Origin of the sequence: Vibrio sp. D3, from assembly GCF_043995865.1 — a bacterium.
GTDB classification, from domain to species: domain Bacteria; phylum Pseudomonadota; class Gammaproteobacteria; order Enterobacterales; family Vibrionaceae; genus Vibrio; species Vibrio diabolicus.
In genome coordinates this window covers 1,957,059-1,975,827 of record NZ_CP171887.1, presented here as the reverse complement: position 1 = coordinate 1,975,827, position 18,769 = coordinate 1,957,059, and the positions used below count along the sequence as shown (strand labels likewise).

At 44.4% G+C, this 18,769-nt stretch carries 19 protein-coding genes; 18 read left to right on the top strand and 1 reads right to left on the bottom strand.

What is annotated here, in order from left to right:
* From nrfC to ACHFJ9_RS17085, 14 genes are all read left to right on the top strand, one after another.
* On the top strand, positions 1-687 hold the full coding sequence (nrfC, locus tag ACHFJ9_RS17150; RefSeq protein ID WP_012841634.1) for a cytochrome c nitrite reductase Fe-S protein: 687 nt from the start codon (positions 1-3) through the stop codon (positions 685-687).
* On the top strand, positions 684-1,655 hold the full coding sequence (gene nrfD, locus ACHFJ9_RS17145; protein ID WP_006743139.1) for a cytochrome c nitrite reductase subunit NrfD: 972 nt from the start codon (positions 684-686) through the stop codon (positions 1,653-1,655). The genes nrfC and nrfD overlap by 4 nt, the downstream gene beginning before the upstream one ends.
* 9 nt (positions 1,656-1,664) lie before the next feature.
* A complete protein-coding gene (locus ACHFJ9_RS17140; protein ID WP_258485987.1) occupies positions 1,665-3,569 on the top strand; it encodes a heme lyase CcmF/NrfE family subunit in 1,905 nt (634 codons plus the stop codon).
* Complete coding sequence (locus tag ACHFJ9_RS17135; RefSeq protein WP_053808914.1) at positions 3,547-4,080, top strand: DsbE family thiol:disulfide interchange protein; 534 nt, start codon at positions 3,547-3,549, stop codon at positions 4,078-4,080. Before ACHFJ9_RS17140 ends, ACHFJ9_RS17135 begins: the two co-directional genes overlap by 23 nt.
* Positions 4,067-4,477, top strand: coding sequence for a heme lyase NrfEFG subunit NrfF (nrfF, locus tag ACHFJ9_RS17130; RefSeq protein WP_395191674.1), 411 nt, complete (start codon positions 4,067-4,069; stop codon positions 4,475-4,477). The genes ACHFJ9_RS17135 and nrfF overlap by 14 nt, the downstream gene beginning before the upstream one ends.
* Before the next feature lie 146 nt (positions 4,478-4,623).
* Positions 4,624-4,800, top strand: a complete 177-nt coding sequence (locus ACHFJ9_RS17125) for a hypothetical protein (RefSeq protein WP_005394761.1) — start codon at positions 4,624-4,626, stop codon at positions 4,798-4,800.
* Positions 4,801-5,016: 216 nt separating this feature from the next.
* Positions 5,017-5,673 (top strand): GTP cyclohydrolase II, encoded by a 657-nt coding sequence (gene ribA / locus ACHFJ9_RS17120; RefSeq protein WP_005394759.1) that lies wholly within the window; start codon positions 5,017-5,019, stop codon positions 5,671-5,673.
* 176 nt (positions 5,674-5,849) lie between these two features.
* The gene (locus ACHFJ9_RS17115; RefSeq protein WP_005394757.1) at positions 5,850-7,112 is read left to right on the top strand and encodes an imelysin family protein; all 1,263 of its coding nucleotides are present in this window, start codon (positions 5,850-5,852) and stop codon (positions 7,110-7,112) included.
* Positions 7,113-7,209: 97 nt separating this feature from the next.
* Positions 7,210-8,592, top strand: coding sequence for a di-heme oxidoredictase family protein (locus tag ACHFJ9_RS17110; protein ID WP_167426426.1), 1,383 nt, complete (start codon positions 7,210-7,212; stop codon positions 8,590-8,592).
* A 10-nt stretch (positions 8,593-8,602) separates the two neighbouring features.
* On the top strand, positions 8,603-9,640 hold the full coding sequence (locus tag ACHFJ9_RS17105; RefSeq protein WP_074191508.1) for an imelysin family protein: 1,038 nt from the start codon (positions 8,603-8,605) through the stop codon (positions 9,638-9,640).
* Positions 9,621-10,703: a DUF1513 domain-containing protein gene (locus ACHFJ9_RS17100; RefSeq protein WP_395355651.1), complete on the top strand. Its 1,083-nt coding sequence runs from the start codon at positions 9,621-9,623 to the stop codon at positions 10,701-10,703. The genes ACHFJ9_RS17105 and ACHFJ9_RS17100 overlap by 20 nt, the downstream gene beginning before the upstream one ends.
* A 141-nt stretch (positions 10,704-10,844) precedes the next feature.
* Positions 10,845-12,386 (top strand): murein L,D-transpeptidase, encoded by a 1,542-nt coding sequence (locus tag ACHFJ9_RS17095; RefSeq protein ID WP_171058411.1) that lies wholly within the window; start codon positions 10,845-10,847, stop codon positions 12,384-12,386.
* Between the two features lie 166 nt (positions 12,387-12,552).
* Positions 12,553-13,101, top strand: coding sequence for a DUF882 domain-containing protein (locus tag ACHFJ9_RS17090; protein ID WP_395355649.1), 549 nt, complete (start codon positions 12,553-12,555; stop codon positions 13,099-13,101).
* A gap of 95 nt (positions 13,102-13,196) precedes the next feature.
* Positions 13,197-13,853 carry an MBL fold metallo-hydrolase gene (locus tag ACHFJ9_RS17085; RefSeq protein WP_301640552.1) on the top strand — a complete coding sequence of 219 codons (657 nt, stop codon included), beginning with the start codon at positions 13,197-13,199 and terminating at the stop codon, positions 13,851-13,853.
* Between the two features lie 18 nt (positions 13,854-13,871).
* Here the strand turns inward: ACHFJ9_RS17085 and ACHFJ9_RS17080 are convergent, their stop codons facing one another.
* Complete coding sequence (locus ACHFJ9_RS17080; protein WP_301640551.1) at positions 13,872-14,537, bottom strand: DUF2982 domain-containing protein; 666 nt, start codon at positions 14,535-14,537, stop codon at positions 13,872-13,874.
* 273 nt (positions 14,538-14,810) lie between these two features.
* On the opposite strand from ACHFJ9_RS17080, the gene ACHFJ9_RS17075 reads away from it, so the two are divergent.
* The 4 genes from ACHFJ9_RS17075 (at position 14,811) to ACHFJ9_RS17060 (ending at position 18,675) form a co-directional block, all read left to right on the top strand.
* Entirely contained in the window at positions 14,811-15,215 is a 405-nt protein-coding gene (locus ACHFJ9_RS17075) for a hypothetical protein (protein ID WP_005394736.1), read from the top strand.
* A gap of 414 nt (positions 15,216-15,629) precedes the next feature.
* Positions 15,630-16,721, top strand: coding sequence for a TRAP transporter substrate-binding protein (locus ACHFJ9_RS17070; RefSeq protein WP_005394734.1), 1,092 nt, complete (start codon positions 15,630-15,632; stop codon positions 16,719-16,721).
* A 115-nt stretch (positions 16,722-16,836) separates the two neighbouring features.
* Positions 16,837-17,376 carry a TRAP transporter small permease subunit gene (locus ACHFJ9_RS17065; protein ID WP_395355645.1) on the top strand — a complete coding sequence of 180 codons (540 nt, stop codon included), beginning with the start codon at positions 16,837-16,839 and terminating at the stop codon, positions 17,374-17,376.
* 12 nt (positions 17,377-17,388) lie between these two features.
* On the top strand, positions 17,389-18,675 hold the full coding sequence (locus ACHFJ9_RS17060; protein ID WP_301660260.1) for a TRAP transporter large permease subunit: 1,287 nt from the start codon (positions 17,389-17,391) through the stop codon (positions 18,673-18,675).
* Positions 18,676-18,769: the final 94 nt, after the last annotated feature.

Sequence of the window (18,769 nt, the reverse complement as noted above, 5' to 3'; positions counted from 1 at the left end):
ATGAAATGTTCGAGAAGAAACTTTTTAGCTAGCAGCGGTGCGTTGATTTTAACTACAGGCGTTGCGGGCACTTCCGTTGTTAGCTCCTCTCTTTATGCCAGCAACAGTGAACAAGCGAAGCGCATGGGTATGGTTCATGATGAAAATGCCTGCATTGGCTGTACCGCTTGTACCGATGCTTGTCGCGAAGTAAATAAAGTCCCTGAAGGCGTGACGCGACTTAAAATTCATCGCAGTGAACCGATTGGCGAATTCCCAGATGTGGAATACCAGTTTACTCGCGAATCCTGTCAGCACTGTGATAATCCACCATGTGTCTATGTGTGCCCAACAGGCGCAGCATACAAAGATGAAGCGACGGGCATTGTGGATGTACACAAAGAGAAATGTGTCGGATGTGGTTATTGCCTTGCTGCTTGTCCTTATCAAGTGCGCTTCTTTAATCCAGTCGATCACTCTGCGGATAAATGTAACTTCTGCCGCGATACCAACCTGGCGCAAGGTAAGCAGCCAGCTTGCGTGGAATCTTGCCCAACAAAAGCACTCATCTTTGGTGATTTAAATGACCCAGCTAGCGAGGTGAGCAAAGCTATCGAAAGCCATGTTGTCTATCGCGATAAATCGCATTTAGGTACGCAGCCTAAACTGTACAAAATTCCGCATAGTAAAGGGGAGGTGTCATCATGAACGGCTTCGAAAGTGCATTCCACTTTGACTCGTTAGTCTGGGATTGGATTATTGCGATTTACTTATTCCTCGCTGGGATGTCAGCAGGTGCGGTGATGATTTCTATCTATTTAAAACGCAAAGTGATTGAAGGTGATCCCGCAAACAATGGCATTATAAAAGCAATGGCTTGGCTAGCGCCATTTGGCATTATTTCTGGCTTAGTGATTTTGATTTTCCACTTAACTAAACCGCTTGAGTTTTGGAAGATCATGATTTACTACAACCCGACTTCCGTGATGTCGATGGGCGTTGTCTTGTTCCAAGTGTACATGCTAGTGCTGTTTGTTTGGATCGGCGTTATCTTCCGTCATCAAATCATCAGCTTCTGCGAAGGAAAGTTGCCGAGTAAATTATTGGATTTTGCCGATGGCATCTTGATTAAAGCAGGGAAAGCCAACAACGCAATTGAATTATTCTTGGGCTTCTTAGCCATCGTGCTTGCGGCATACACCGGCTTTTTATTGTCTGCATTGAAGACTTACCCAATGCTAAACAATCCAGTACTGCCAATCTTGTTCCTGTTCTCTAGTCTGTCATCTGGCGCAGCAGCATGCTTGATGTTCGGCATCTTGGTATTTAAAGAGTCGACCAGCAGCCCAAGTGTGTCTTGGGTACACGGATTTGAACGCCCAGTAGTATTGTTTGAGCTGTTTGTCCTAGTGACATTCTTTACTGGGCTTATCTTTAGTGGCGGGCAAAATGAAGCCGCGGCTTGGAATGCCATTTCGAGTGGGTTCTGGGCTCAGTGGTTCTGGGTTGGGGTGGTGCTCATCGGAATGATCACACCGTTGACACTAAACTGGCTAACGCCTTCAGAAGTTCGTCATAGGGGAAGTTACGTTTTTGCGGTCACAACGTTGAGCTTGGTTGGCGTACTCATGCTGCGTACTTTCATTCTCTATGCTGGTCAAATGACCATCGTGTAAGGAGGCAAAATGGAGGCTGAGCTCGGTTTCTTTTTGTTGATATTGGTGGCTGTCGCATCGACATGTGCGACGCTGCTGCATTGGGTTTGCTTTACGCTGAGGAAGAAGGGAGTGTTGCCACACCAAACCGCAACGTCTCATATTATCAGCTTAGCCTCCTTAGTTTGTTTGGCGCTTTTGATAGTCTGTTTTATTCAGGATAATTTTGCGCTTGAGTATGTGGTTACACACTCGAACAGCCAGTTACCTATCGCGTTTAAGATTGCAGCTGCTTGGGGCGGCCATCAAGGGTCTATGTTGTTTTGGGTGGTTACGTTGAGCTTATGGGCGTCTTTTATTGCTATCAAGTCGCCAGTTTGCACTCAATATACAGGCGATTGCTTGGGTATCATGAACTTACTTATTGCTATTTTCGCTTGGTTTACCCTCACCACGTCCAATCCTTTTGAGTATGCTCAGACACTAGCGTTGGAGGGACGAGATCTCAATCCGATGTTGCAAGATATCGGGCTTATTATTCATCCGCCGCTGTTGTATTTGGGTTACGTTGGTTATGCCGCGATACTGGCGTTTGCTTTAGCTGCGTTATTAGCGAAACGACCTATAAATGAATGGTATGGTGTTGCCCGTAGTGCCGCTTTCTTTGCTTGGGGTACGCTAACAATTGGAATTTTGATCGGTGCTTGGTGGGCATACAATGAATTAGGTTGGGGCGGGTGGTGGTTTTGGGACCCGGTAGAAAACGCGTCTTTGCTGCCTTGGTTAATGGGTACTGCATTACTGCATAGTGGTGTGTTGTCGAAGCGTAATAAAGGAGCAATTTGGAGCACCTACGCATTGGCTTTTGCGACGTTCAGTTTGAGTATTCTCGGCACATTTGTGGTGAGATCAGGTGTATTAACCTCAGTACACGCGTTTGCGGTTGATCCAACCAAAGGTGTAGTACTTCTTGCTGTTCTCAGCGTTTTGGTGGTTGTCACCTTTGGTATGCTTATTATGCGAGGGCTACATATTCCTCGTTTTACGCTCGATTCGTTAATAAGTCGTGCCTACATGGTATACATCGCTATTGGACTTCTCGTTGTTTGTATGGCGATTGTTTTCCTCGGTACCTTTTACCCAATGCTTTATCAACTGCTTGGCCTGGGTAATATATCCGTTGGGGCACCTTACTTTAACAGCCTCGTTTTTCCCCTTACATTACTTGCTCTGACCTTTCTCGCCTTTATGCCCGTGTTGAAGTGGACGAAAGGAGCCAATCCTCATGCCGTTAAAACTATTGGGTTTGTCGGTATTCATGTTATTGCGGTTAGCGCTATTTTCGTTGTTGCTACTAAAGAGCTTCATATAACGACTTTGATTACTCTGGAATTAGCGACGTGGGTAGTGGTTTCTCATGTGCTATTGTTGTTTTGTGCAGAAAACAAGAGCAAATTAATGCCTATGTTTCTTGCTCATGTTGGCTTTGCGTTGGCTGCAAGCGGGGCAGTATTTAATAGTGACTATTCGTATGAATACAACTTACGGGCAGAGCCTGGTAGCTCGTATCAAAAAGCGGGTATCACCGTTGATTACCATGGGATTGAATGGTTAGTTGGGCCGAACTACACCGCAGAACAGGGGAGTGTTGATCTTTATTTGGAGAGCGGTAAGGCGCTGAACTTTCACCCCGAGAAACGGCATTACCCTGTACGCGTGATGAATATGACCGAGCCCGCTATTCGATCACTGTGGCATGGAGACTACTACATCACTTTGGGTGACAAGCTCGACAACAGCGCCTACGCAATTAAAGTGCAATATCGGGCGGGTATCTGGTGGATATGGTTTGGTGGCGCTTTAATCGTAATAAGTGCTTTGGGGAGTATGATGAATCTAAGGGGAAAGGGTAATGAGATCGAAAAATACGCTTAAACTGATCGTTCTCATATTGCTAGTTGCGATTTTTGTTGTCACCGCGACAATGGCATTATCCGATAGACCAAACGTAGAAATACAACAAAATCGTGTGTTATCTATCCCGGATTTTACCGCTTACTCACTCATTTCAGGCAATCGAATCACCGATGCAGTACTAGAAAATCAAGGTTATGTGCTATTGAATGTTTGGGCGTCTTGGTGTGGGGTTTGTAAACAAGAACATGATGATTTGCTCAAATTAGCTCGACGAGGTGTGCCCATCGTTGGCCTTAACTATCGAGATAAAGAGAGCGCGGCTAAGCGCTATTTGAGCTCCTCACACAATCCATATACCGAAGTTATATCCGATCCTAATGGGCAACTGGCGGTTGAACTTGGTGTAATAGGAACGCCTGAAACTTACTTAATTGATCAAAATGGCAATGTTTTGATCAAATATAGAGGTAAGTTAACAATAGACAAATGGAACTCGTTATTTTCAGGGTATTTTAATGTCTCACTTTAAATATGCTTACTTCATTATTGTTTTGTTTTCTTTGTGTTCTTCTTGGGTCAAAGCAGAGCAAATTACGCAGCATGTTGATCTGTTTGAATTTCATTCCGTTGAACTGCAACAAAGAGCAAATACATTAGCTAAGGCTTTACGATGCCCGCAATGTCAAAACCAAAACCTTGTTGAATCTAATGCACAAGCCGCTAAAGATTTAAGATTGAAAGTGTACTCGATGGTAAACGAAGGAAGCACGGATCAAGAGGTAAAAGATTATTTGGTTCAGAGATATGGGAATATCGTTTTGTATCAGCCACCATTTAATTATTCGACAGCGGCGTTGTGGATCTTTCCTCTATTACTTTTGATCTTTTTTATCCTATTTTCGATCAAAATGATAAAGCGTCAATAATGTGACCACTATTCCACTATGGGAAATAAATCGTGCAGATAACAAACAGAATGTTATCATTTTTCCGAATTTATGAAGATTCCAGTATAAAGAAAATCAACGATTTGAGCTGGAGAAGTAATAAAAGAACTAAGTAGGTGCACGCAGTGGATTCAGTTATATTACAGTTAAAAAAAGACTTTTATTCGCAGATTCGTGCATTGCAAACCTCGAAACTGCCTCAAGTTACATCGTCTCTTGCCGTATTAACCGAAGAAGAAATTCAAGAACTCGAAGCGGTATGGATAGAGCTTACGGTTTGGAAACGTAGCCAAACACATTAAATCATCACCCCTACATACAACTCATTATCAACCCCAGACAAAATTTGTCTGGGGTTTTTTATTGTAGTTTTTCAAAATTGTTATACTATAACAATTCGTCAGCGCGGGGAGTTGTTCTCTTTGGCTGTCTTTAGGGGATAACTGCTCTCAATTGTGATCTCTATATTGAAAAATGCGGTATCAATCCCCATAGTTGAAGAGCAATGAGTGAATCCCATGAATGCAATAACGAAAACGCATCAAGCGCATCAAGCAATAAATCGAGTGAGTATAGATATGGCGGAAGTACGTGCCAGAGTAGATTTTAAAGTCGGGGCTAAAAGTAATATCGATGCTGAAATCCTGTCTTTTCGTGGCCTGAAGACAGATAAAGAGCATGTGGCAGTTATCTTTAGGCAAGCGGATCAAACGCAAGAAACGCCTTTGGTGCGTATGCATTCAGAATGTCTTACTGGTGATGTTTTTCACTCATCCCGCTGTGATTGCGGCGAGCAATTAGAAGAAACCATTCAACGCATGGGCGAATCTGGCGGTATTATTTTATACCTACGTCAGGAAGGTCGTGGTATTGGTCTATACAACAAGATTGATGCGTACCGTTTGCAAAGCCAAGGTATGAACACCTATGAAGCAAACAACCATTTGGGTTTTGACGATGACCTTCGTGATTTCACTGAAGCAGCGCAAATGCTCGAAGCATTAGGTGTAAGTAAAATTCGCCTTGTGACCAACAACCCTAAGAAAATCCGTGAATTAGCAGAATACGGCATCGAGATTGTTGAGGTTGTCAATACCTCTGCACATATTAAAGATGGTAATGAAAGCTACCTAAAAGCAAAAGTTTCTCATGGTAAGCACAATCTAAAATTCTGATTTTATTTATTAAATTATCAGTTTTGCATGTTAAAAGCCTCACAATGATGAGGCTTTTTTTGTATCTAGAGTTGAAAATAAATTGTAAATTTGTATTATCTCGTGACTAATAGTGCAAATAAGAATAATTAGCACTACGAATAAAACAAATAAATTGCTCAACAAGGATGCTTCAGATGAATGCAAAAACAGTTTTAGTCCAATCTATTGCTGCATCACTCCTCATTGCCAGTGGTTCTACCGTTGCTGCCCAAGTAACGAAACAACAAGTCGTTGAACATTATGCAGACGTTGCACATGCAGTCTTTGCTGACTCAGTGACAACGGCGAAAACGCTCGACGTAAAAATCGACGAATTTCTAAAATCGCCATCAGCGGATAAGCTTGAAGAAGTAAAACAAGCGTGGCTAGACTCTCGCGTTCCGTACCAACAATCTGAAGTATTCCGTTTTGGTAACGCGATTGTTGATGACTGGGAAGGGCAGTTAAATGCCTGGCCACTTGATGAAGGCCTAATTGACTACGTAGCGACAGATTACCAATATGAACTCGGTAACGAAGGCGCAGCTGCAAACATCATCGCAAACACCAGTTTACAGATTGGTGCTTCTAAACTAGACGTTGCAAAAATTACTCCAGAATTGCTAGCGGATCTCAACGAAGTAGGTGGTTCTGAGGCAAACGTTGCGTCAGGTTACCACGCGATTGAATTCTTACTTTGGGGTCAAGACCTAAACGGCACAAACGCAGGCGCAGGTCAGCGCGCTTACACAGACTTCGTTGTCGGTCCTGAGTGTACGAATGGTCACTGTGACCGTCGTGGTGAGTACCTAAAAGCGGCAGCCGATCTACTGGTTCAAGATCTTGAGTGGATGGAAAAACAGTGGTCTGCGGAAGTGAAAGGCAACTACCGTGAAACGCTTCTTAATGATTCTGCGGATAATGGCCTACGTAAAATGTTGTTCGGTATGGGGTCATTGTCTTTAGGTGAGCTTGCTGGTGAGCGCATGAAGGTGGCGTTGGAAGCAAACTCGACAGAAGATGAGCACGATTGTTTCTCAGACAATACGCACAACTCTCATTACTACAACGAGCAGGGCATCTATAACGTTTACACAGGTCTTTACAAGCGTGAAGACGGCACATTGCTTTCTGGTCCGAGTATTGCTGACCTAGTGGCTCAAAAAGACAAACAAGCAGCTAAAGAGATCCAGAAGCAGTTTGATGTTACGCGTAATCAAGTTGGTAAATTGGTTACGTCTGCGGAGAAGAACAACCAACACTTCGACCAGTTAATTGCAGCGGGTAATGCACAAGGCAACACGTTAGTGAATGACACCATCATGTCATTGGTTGCTCAAACCGGTTCAATTGAACGTGCTGCGGGTATCATTGGCATTGATAGCCTAAGCCCTGATACTGCAGACCACGAGTTTTAATCAAAGTACAAAAAATAATTGAAAGGGCTCGTTTGAGCCCTTTACCGTTTTAACTCGCTGTTATCCCACCCCTCTTGTTGTGTTTTAGAGCAATGATATGAAGCCTTACTTAATTTCGGCCTTGGCCGTGATCTTTTCTTCTACTGCTATCGCGTATGATGTGAAATCTGGTGGACAAACGAGCGTCAAAAAAGAAGGCGCCAACGCGTATTCTCTTCCTGCCGCGAACCTTCCTATGAGTAAACGTCTTGATTTTAGCGTGGGCAATAGTTTTTTCCGCAACCCTTGGGTACAAGCGCCAGCGTCTACCGATGCCAGAGATGGTTTGGGACCTCTTTTCAATACAAATGGTTGTCAAAACTGCCACATCAAAGATGGTCGTGGTCATCCTCCAGAGCAAAATGATTTGCATGCGGTGTCCATGTTAGTGCGTTTGAGCATCCCTGCGATGACGTCAGAACAAAAAACAGCGTACATCAGAGACGGCGTTATACCTGAGCCGACTTATGGCGGCCAGCTCCAAGACTTTGCCCTGCAAGATCAAACGCCAGAAGGAAAAATCGAAATCACGTACACCGATGTGCCAGTGAAGTTTAAAGACGGCGCGACGGTGACACTAAGAAAACCTCATTTGAATATTACCGATCTAGGTTACGGCGATATGCACCCTGATACGGAATTTTCAGCGCGTGTTGCACCGCCAATGATCGGCCTTGGTTTGTTAGAGAGTATTCCTGACGAAACGCTACTTGCATGGGCTGATGCACAAGATGCAAATAAAGACGGTATCTCAGGTAAAGTAAACAAGGTTTGGGATATTGAGAAGGACGACTTCTCGATTGGTCGTTTTGGCTGGAAAGCCGGACAACCGACGTTAATGCAGCAAAATGCAGCAGCATTCAATGGTGATGTGGGTCTGACGAGCCATTTATTCCCCAATGAAAACTGTACCTCGAAACAAAGTATTTGTGACGACATGCCAAATGGCGGCAAACCCGAAGTGAGTGAAAATATTCTCGACTTCGTTGAGTTTTACAGCCAGCACTTAGCCGTACCTATTCGCCGAAATATGAACGATCCTAGCGTGAAACTCGGTCAGAAAATCTTTGCGGCTTCTGGCTGTGAAAGCTGCCATAAGACCAGTGTCAAAACGGCGAAGCGACCAGAGTTACCAGCGCTTTCTGAGCAGCTTATCCATCCATATACAGACATGCTTCTGCATGACATGGGTGAAGGTTTAGCCGATAACCGTCCTGAGTACTTAGCAAACGGCCGTGAATGGCGAACGGCACCCCTATGGGGCATTGGTTATACCGAAGAAGTAAACGGGCATAGTTACTTCTTACATGATGGCCGCGCCCGTAATCTGATGGAAGCGGTATTGTGGCACGGCGGTGAAGCGGAAACGGCCAAACAAAACGTGCTAGCACTGAACAAAAAAGAACGTGATGCATTGATTGCGTTTCTGAATTCTCTATAAGGAAGCAACCATGAAAAAAACACTGTTAGTGAGTGCGATTGCCGCAACGTTAAGTTTGGTTGGTTGCCAATCGACAGTCGGTTCAAGCTCTGCCAAGCCTGAGAGTACAAGTCATATTTCTCAAGCGGTCTACGAAGTTGAGTTTCAATCTGCGCAGACGTTTTTAGCGCAAACCACAGAACTTGAACAAAGCTTCGCGGATTACTGCTCATCAGAGACGAAAGATGATGCGCAAGTAAAACAGCAATGGCACCAAACTATGCTGACGTGGATGGCATTACAAGGTCAAGAGCGTGGCCCTGCTACGGCGTTGGAGCAAAGTTGGAATGTCCAGTTTTGGCCAGATAAAAAGAACACCACCGGCCGAAAAATGTCTGTGCTGACGAAATCTGACCAAGTTTGGAGTGCGGAAAAGATCTCCACGCAAAGTGTTACTGTACAAGGCCTAGGTGCACTAGAATGGCTGCTTTACGATAAAGCGTCGACCTTATCTAGCAACAGCAATACCTGTGCGACAGGTGTTGCAATTGCTGAAAACCTAGAGAACAAAGCGCAGATCATCGCAGATTCTTGGGCACAAAATCCTTGGAAGTCGTTAGAGATGACGGAATGGAAATCCGAATACATTTCGCTGCTCTCTAATCAGCTTGACTACAGTATGAAAAAGCTGAGCAGACCGTTAGCTAAAATTGGTCAGCCTCGTCCTTACTTTTCTGAATCTTGGCGTTCAGAGACGTCGCTTTCAAACTTAAAAGCAAACCTTGAAGCAATGGAAGCGCTGTATCTTGCCAACGGTAATGGTCTAGATACTCTACTAAGAGAGCAAGGCCATGCAGGTCTCGCAGACCGTGTTGTTCACCAGTTTGAAATGGCGTTGGAAACATGGCCGGAAGATAAGAGTTTGTTCACGGCTTTACAAAGTAAAGAAGGCTACCGCATGGTACTCGCTCAATACAATAAGCTAGAGCAATTGAAGTACTTGATCCATGAAGAGGTGGCGATCGAGCTTGGCGTGGTTATAGGATTTAATGCAACCGATGGTGACTGATCAAACCCGCCGAACCTTACTGAAAGCCGCTCTATTCGGGGCGGCTACACCTATGTTGCCATTTGGTTGTGCTTCAACAAGCTCACGTGAGCCTGCGTTGATCGGCTGCTCTATCATTGGCCGAGATAAATATGCAGCGGTGGTGGCGGATGAGCATGGTATGCCGCTATCTTCATTGCCGATTCCTGAACGTGGTCACGGTGTGGCAACAAACCCACAAGGCCACGCCGTAGTTTTTGGTCGTCGACCAGGTACTTTCTTCATGGTGTTTGATTATCGCTCAGAGCAGATGATCAAACTGCGGCTAGCAAAGCCAAATCGCCATTTTTATGGTCATGGTGTTTACTCCCGTGACGGCACGTTGCTATTTGCGACAGAAGGAGAAAGGGGCACAAGCCGTGGGATCATCGGTGTTTATGATGTGCAAAAGCAATATCAAAAGATCGATGAGTTAACAGGTTTTGGCCTTGGCCCTCATGAAGTGATCATGATGCCTGATGGCGCATTAGCGATTGGCGTCGGTGGCGTACACACCAACGGCCGTGAACCGCTCAATCTTAATAGCATGAGACCAAGCCTGAGTTACCTTTCACAAGAAGGTGAGCTGTTGGATCAAGTCTCTTTACCAGATCATAAGTTGAGCATCCGTCATTTAGCGCATGATGGTGCAGAGACGGTACTGTGTGGTCAGCAATATCGTGGAGAGCCGGATGAATACCCAGCTTTACTTGCGATGCACACTCGTGGAGGCGTGATGCAATCTTTACATGCGGAACCCGAAGAGTGGGCGAGATTTAATCACTATGTCGCGAGTATCGCGGCGACGGATGAATGGATCCTTGCGACTTCTCCTCCGGGCAGTTGTTATGGGATATGGTCCAAAGCTACAGGGAAGTTGGTTGAGTTAAGTGCTTTGCCAGATGCATCGGGAGTGGTGACATATGGAAAGGAATTCAGGGTCAGCTCTGGTGCTGGCAAAGTGGTTGAGCAAAGGCCAACAACACATAAAAGCGCTTCTTTTAGTGGTGTTCAATGGGATAACCATTGGTCAAAGATTGTTTGAACCCAAATAGATAAAGAAACTTGATGTTAATTTCAACATCAGATTCTTAATTTTAAACCTGCAAGCTGTGAGATATTTGCCATACTTTTCATTATGGCAAGTAGCGCAAGGATCGTTTCAGTGTTTGCTAGGGTTTTAATCATGACGGCACTTATGGTGCCGTTTTTCAGCTTTTCTACCGTCGTTTCTCTCGAAGCTTCTGCACAAACAGAGCAAGAGGGAGCGGTACAAAAGCTGTCTGTCGAAAAAATGATCCATTATCCAGAGGTGATTGACCAGCTTTATCAAAGTACCAATTACCGTTTGAACTGGGAAAATGAAAGCGATATTGAGCAGTTTCTTTTTCAAGTAAACCTGGTTGCTCTTGCAGGCGTCACGGACGAATTCGAGAATCAACTCCATCGTATAAACCAAGTTCGATGGCAGGGAGATAACCTCGACTTTGATTTGGTGATGACAGATTCACTGTTGATGTATCTCAGTTATCTCGAGCAGCTCCCTGAAGAAGGCATCAACTGGTTATTTGCTAACAAAGCCCACGTGATTTTACCTGCTCCTAGCATCGATACTTTGTCCGTACTGAGTAACGAAATTACGGTTGGCAAACTTGGTCAATTCTTAGCAAGCCTTCGCTCTCCTTTACAAACGGACGAAGCTTTTTATTCCGCTTACTCCTCTTTATCCGAGCACGCTCAGTATCAATATCCAATCTATGAACAAGCGGGCCTTGCCCGTGTCGGTGACCAATTAGAAAATAAACCGCTTCTGATTGAGCGTATGGAAGTGGTCGGTGTGGATGTATCGTATTTAGATATCACGACCCAACAGTATGATGAAGAATTAGAGTTAGCTGTGAAAGAGTTTCAGCGTATTCATGGCTTGAAAGAGGATGGGGTGATTGGCCCGAATACCATTCGGTGGATCAACTTTTCTCCTCAAGAACGATTGCATCTATTGGCGCTGAACTCAGAACGTTCAAGGATTTGGTCCAAAGACAGAGATAATGTTGTCTTTGTAAATGTACCTGGATACGAAGTAACGTATTGGCACGATGGTCAACCGCTGTTCGAGTCTAAAGTTGTGGTTGGCAGAGCCTCAAGAAAAACACCAATCATGTCGGGGACTCTTGACTCCGTCATTCTCAACCCCACATGGAATGTGCCATGGACCATAATGGTGAAAGACATCATTCCTAAAGTGAAACGTAATCCGATGTATTTGATTAACCACAATATTCAAATCATCCGGTCTTGGACTTCAAACGAAATTATTGACCCTACAACCATCAATTGGGCGACAGTGAATCCGAGAACATTTCCTTATCGTATGCGACAGGCATCGGGCTTACACAATGCATTGGGATTGTATAAGTTTAATATGCCAAACCCCCAAGCTATCTATTTGCATGATACGCCAAGTAAAAACTTGTTCGAACGAGATAGACGCGCATTCAGTTCCGGGTGTGTCCGCGTTGAACATGCCGACCAACTGGCGGAGCTCTTATTCAAAACTCAGGGATTAGAAGAACGCCTAGCGAAAAAACGGGAAAGTACGCGTCGCTCTAACACGTCGGTCCCTTTAGGAGAACGCATCCAAGTGCACATTATTTATCAAACCGCATGGCTAGAAGAGGGAACACTTTACTACCGAGATGATATCTATAAATACGATCACCGTAGTTGAAATCTTTAAGTAAAATTTACAAAACTAAGAATCTTCTGTTTGTTCAATAATTAAGCGTTAATCGCCACGTCTTAAAATTAGGGTGGAGCGATTTATGCGTTTGACGTGACAAATGTGTTTGGGTAATGTCCGCGACTTGTTTAGTTGTTGAGCATTGTTTTTTGAAATGGTAAGTCGTAATTTTTCCCGCCGAGATTTCCTTAAAATGACCGCTGGTGGCGTGGTTTTGGCATCTGCCTTGCCATCGATTTCATGGGCTTCATTCCCTGACGAGCCACGTGAGTTGGCGATGAACAACCTTAATACTGGAGAGCTCCTCGAAACATGCTATTTCGATGGTAAACGCTATCTTGATGATGAACTAGAAAAGCTGAATGAGTTTTGTCGTGATTACCGTCGAAACGAAGTTCATCCGATGGATCGACGCTTGTTCGATCAAATCAGCCAGATTCAAAAGCTGATCGGTACAGATGCAGAAGTCATTGTAATTTCTGGTTACCGTTCGCCTTTGACCAATGCGTCCCTGCGCAAAGGGGCTAGCGGAGTGGCAAAGAAAAGTCTTCACATGGAAGGTAAGGCCATAGACTTCCGTCTTGATGGAGTGAAATTGTCTACTGTACGCGATGCAGCAATTAGCTTGAAAGCTGGTGGTGTTGGGTATTATCCAAGTAGTAACTTTGTCCATATCGATACAGGTGCTGTGCGTTCTTGGTAAGTCAATAGCAAGCCTCAGCAGGTCTTGAAGTCGCATGGGGTTAGTGTCATAGTTGCGCCAGTTTTAACGCAAATTTGTTTGGTAATAGGTTTTCTATGGCTCTGAAATACCAAGTTGTCCCAGTGACATCTTTTTCTCAAAACTGTTCTATCGTGTGGTGTGATGAAACGATGAAAGGCATCGTTATTGACCCAGGCGGTGACGAAAAGCAACTTGCTATGCTCATTAAAGAGCTTGGCATCGAGATCGTCAACTTGGTGCTAACTCATGGTCATCTAGATCATGTTGGCGGAACAGAGCCGCTGGCTGCAATGCTTGGTGGTATTGAGATCATTGGTCCTCATAAAGCGGATAATTTTTGGCTACAAGGTCTAGAAGGTCAAAGCCAAATGTTTGGTTTCCCATTGACTGAAGCCTTTGAACCGCATCAATGGTTAAATGAGGGTGACGCTGTCACGTTTGGTAATCAAGTATTAAAGGTATTCCACACACCAGGTCATACTCCTGGCCACGTTGTTCTTTACAGTGAAGAAGCGCGCTTGGCGTTTGTGGGTGACGTATTGTTTAACGGTAGCATTGGCCGAACTGACTTCCCACAAGGTGATTTCAATACCTTGATTAGCTCTATCAAAGAGAAATTGTGGCCTTTAGGCAATGATGTCACGTTTGTCCCAGGTCACGGCCCTCAATCGACTTTCGGCCACGAGCGTAAAACTAACCCGTTCGTTGCTGACGAGATGCCGCTTTACTAAAAGCGCGTGTACTAAGCATTATTCTGGCTCGGCGGCAGCTAAGTATCGCCGAGTCAGTCCCACAAAATCCTCTGCTTCACGATCTAGGTCACTGGCTGATATAAACAGATCGTAGCCGTAAAATCTTCTTTGATATTTCATACGGTTGGCGAGCATCGCCAGCAAGCCTTTATACTCAACCCCGTTGCTGTTTATGTATGGCTTAGGATCAAGCACCATATCTTCAAACTTTTCTTCACACTGATTCTGCTTCGCACCTAAATAAAGTAGTGCGCGTTGGCTAAGGAGAATTTCTGTCGCTATACGAGGGCAGATCGAATCCAAATAAGGTGAGTAGTGTTTTAGACGAATACCAATCCAAGGTAGCGGCTGATGCCACCCTTCCTGCTGGTAGCTACAAATCCCTATTGACTCAATATTTCGCCATCGGACGACCCATCCGCCTTTAAAAAGATGTTGTTGGAAGTGAGAAGCTGTCAGCGTAAAAGTGACTTGGCTTTTTTTGATCATCAAGATGGCGAAACCAACAATTGCAGACATCAAAATGACCGACAACATGGCTTGCTTCCATCCCGGCGAAATGACAACCAAAAACAGGGTTATCAGTGCAACGAGCAACAAAAGTATTCTGTTGATAGGGGAGTCGGGTTTGAAATGTGAATTTGTTAGGTGCAGCGTTTCCATGCTTATAACCTCATCGAATACTTGATCAAAAATGCGTGGATGACTAAATGTGCATTGACTTGCATTTGAAATAAAAGAAACCTCTGTTTTTATACCCAGTATTCAATAAATCCGTTCATAAAATATCTGATTAAATAGTAGACGTTCTATGCTTTGAGCGCATTTTTCATCGCGTTTCGCCGCTAAAACCTACAAATTGCTTGTGAATTTTGGTATAAAACGCGCTTCAAATTTTCATCCCTGCTGAGATGCAGTGAACTGGAGAAATATTCAATGAGACTTGCTCATAAGCGTAAAGTGCAGATGAAACTGCAAAAACGCATTAAAGCGACAGTAGCAAACTTAGCTGCAGCACCTAAAGCAGTGAAGCCTGTTGCCGAAAAAGCAGTAGCACCTTCTGTTGCTGAAAAAGCTGTTGCGGAGAAAGTAGTAGCTGAGAAAAAAGTAGCTGCAGTGAAAACAGTTGATGTTGCCCTTACTCCTAAGCAACAACAAGTATTAGACATCGTTGTAGCAAATGCTGAAGGTATTAACCCTAAAGGCATTGGTCTAGCTGCAGGTCAAGAAGATACTAAAGCGGCATCATGGGCTACTGGCGCACTGAAGAAGCTTCTTGAAGAAAACCTAGTTCAAAAAGAGCAGTTAGCAGGTAACAAAGTTATCTACAAAGCAGTTTAATTACCGCTACCGTTCTAGATTGAATACCTCGGCCAATGCCGGGGTATTTTTTTATCTTCGTATTGAAAGTAATCCATTAGGTATTGATTTTAACGCTGCCAATAAGTGCTTTGTCACATTTTCTTAAATACTATGTAAATTTTTTGGCAGAGAAGTACGTACGTATCATTTTTCTTTTTACATCGTTAAGGGAAAAGTAACTCATTAATTTTATGATGGTTAAACTTGTTGTATAACAGCTGTCCTACGTAGTTATACGTAATACCTAAGGCTAATGTCTTATTGATGAATTACTCGCTTCCGTGTTCATGCCCATTTCGCATTCGACAACATTGTTACATCTTTTATACCGAATACAGCCAATCCTAATGAAATGGATGACAACAATAACCTTGGTGATAAAGGACGTGAACGATGAGTCTAATCCAAAAATCTTTAAAACGCGTGCTCAAAACAACCGCTGTCGTTGCCGCGATGACATTCGTTGTGACTTCTGCAAATGCTGCTGAAAAAGTCTATCGTTTAAAGCTTGCTGAAACTTGGGGACCTAACTTCCCGATTTTTGGTGATGCGACAAAAAACATGGCAAAAATGGCAGAGGAGATGTCCAACGGGCGTCTGCAAATCCGTATTGATTCCGCAAACAAGCACAAAGCGCCTTTTGGGGTGTTTGATATGGTTAAGTCTGGCCAATACGACATGGGCCACTCGGCGTCTTACTACTGGAAGGGCAAGGTTCCAAACACACTTTACTTCACTTCTATGCCTTTCGGTATGTTACCAACTGAGCAGTATGCGTGGTTTTACTACGGCGGTGGTATGGAGCTGATGGAGAAGGTGTACTCTCCACATAATTTGATGTCTTTCCCTGGCGGTAATACCGATACTCAGATGGGCGGGTGGTTCCAGAAAGAGATCAAGTCCGTCGAGGATTTGCAGGGTTTGAAAATGCGTATCCCAGGTTTTGCTGGTGAGATCTTGGCAGAGCTAGGTGCAAAACCAACGAATATCGCCCCTGGTGAACTATATACCTCTCTAGAGCGTCGCACAATTGATGCCTTGGAGTGGGTTGGTCCATCATTGGACTTGCGCATGGGCTTCCACAAAATCGCGCCATACTACTACACAGGTTGGCATGAGCCAGCAACTGAGCTTCAGTTCCTTGTTAATAAGCGTACTTGGAACCGTCTACCTGATGATCTAAAAGCGATTTTACAAGTAGCAATGAAAACCGCCGCTTACGATATGTACACGCAATCGAAACACGAAAGTGGCAAAAACTGGGCATCTATCAAATCTGAATACCCAAATGTTGAAGTCAAAGACTTCCCGCCTGAAGTAGTGGCTGCGTTGCGAGAAGCAAACGATCGTTTGTTGAAAGAGCACGCAGAAAAAGATGCTTTGGCGAAAGAGATTCAAGAGTCGCAAGCGAACTACATGAATCAAGTTCGACCTTGGTCAGACATTTCACACCGAGCTTACTTAAACAGTCAAGCTCAACAATAACGTTATGACGCAGGCGACGCCGAGAGGTTTAGCCTGCGAACGAAGCCCAAGAAAACTTCATAATGAATGCTCCGCACCATAGCGGAGCGTATCCAAACGTTCCACGGAGTTCGGAATGAGAAGTCTTATTTATATTGAGCGATTATTTAACCGCTTTAGCGATTTTCTCGGATGGTTGTCCAGCATCCTGTTTATTTTATTGTTGGTGAATGTGGTTTACGACGTTGTGATGCGATATGTATTCAACGATGTATCCATTGCATTCCAAGAAATGGAATGGCATCTATTCTCCGCCGTATTTCTGCTTGGTGTGCCTTACGCGATTAAGTCTGGTGGCCATGTTCGCGTCGACATTTTTTATGAACGCTTATCTTACAAAGCACAATCCATCATCGACATCATAGGCACGCTATTTTTCTTATTCCCTTTTTGCCTAGTGGTGGCTTGGTTTGGTATCGATTTCGCCAAAGAAAGTTACGCGCTAGGCGAGACGTCTGGTGATCCAGGCGGATTGCCATATCGTTGGATCATCAAAGCGATGATTCCGCTGTCATTTTTCTTTATGGCAGTTAGTGGCATTGGACTGCTGCTGCATTCGATCAACAAGATTGTTAACCCTCATCTTATCTATGCCGGTAATAACGGTAAGTCGTAAAAGGAAGTCATTATGATCGGTATAGTGATGTTTTTTGTCGCGCTCTTTGCGCTTTTATTGGGATTCCCCGTTGCCTTTACTTTTGGCGGTATTGCACTGATTTTTGGTGTTTGGGCTGAAGGCATCGAGATGTTTGCTTTCATGCCATATCGTATTCAATCCATTATGGAAAATACGGTGCTAATGGCCGTACCATTGTTTGTCTTCATGGGACTAGTACTTCAGAAGACGAAGCTTGCAGAGCAACTGCTTGAGTCAATGGGACGTCTGTTTGGCGGCGTCCGTGGTGGTATTGCTATTTCGACAGTCTTAGTTGGCGCATTACTTGCCGCGTCAACGGGCGTAGTCGGCGCATCGGTTGTTGCTATGGGGTTGATCTCATTGCCTGTGATGCTTAAATACAATTACGACAAAGGCTTGGCGTGCGGGACTATTTGTGCGTCTGGTACCTTGGGACAAATTATCCCGCCTTCTATCGTGTTGATCTTGTTAGGGGATGTACTCGGCGTTCCGGTCGGGGACTTATTCCAAGCTGCGATTTGGCCCGGTATTACACTTGTTGGCGCCTATGTGATCTACATTCTTATTTACGCAAAGTTGAACCCTCAAGCCGCACAGGCGATAGAGCGTGATGAGTCGATCAGTCGAAAGCAAGAAGTGTTCACCGCGCTGAAAGCCGTTTTACCGCCACTAGCACTGATCATTGTGGTATTGGGCTCAATCTTTGCTGGGATTGCAACGCCAACAGAGTCAGCGGCTCTGGGCGGCGCTGGTGCGATAGTTCTGTCGTTACTGTATAAGCAGTTTAGTTGGTCGATGATTTATGATGCATCGAAAGAAACCGTTAAAGTAACCGCAATGGTCTTTGCTATTTTGCTAGGGGCAACCGCCTTCTCAATGGCATTTACCTACACCGGCGGTGATTATCTAGTCGAAGAGTGGATGTTAGAATTGCCTGGAGAAAAGTGGGGCTTTCTCATCATTACCATGGTGGTGATTCTGATTTTAGGCTTCTTTATCGACTTCGTTGAAATCTGTTTTATCATCGTGCCAATTATTGCGCCGGTCGCTGAGTTGATGGGTATCAACATGACGTGGTTTGCGATTCTTATCGCAATGAACTTACAGACATCATTCCTAACACCGCCATTTGGTTTTAGTTTGTTCTATCTAAAAGGCGTCGCACCAGCAGGTGTCACTACGCGAGATATTTACAAAGGTGTGATGCCGTTTATCGCGATTCAAATTGTCGTGTTGGCTTCTTTGCTGTTCTTCCCTAGCTTTTATGGCATGAGTTGATCACTCGATAATAAAAGAGATTTTGTGAACTGAGAGTTTTTACCTTTTGAGGCAAGTTGTTAAGCTGCTATTTATGTCTAGGCGGACGAAGTCG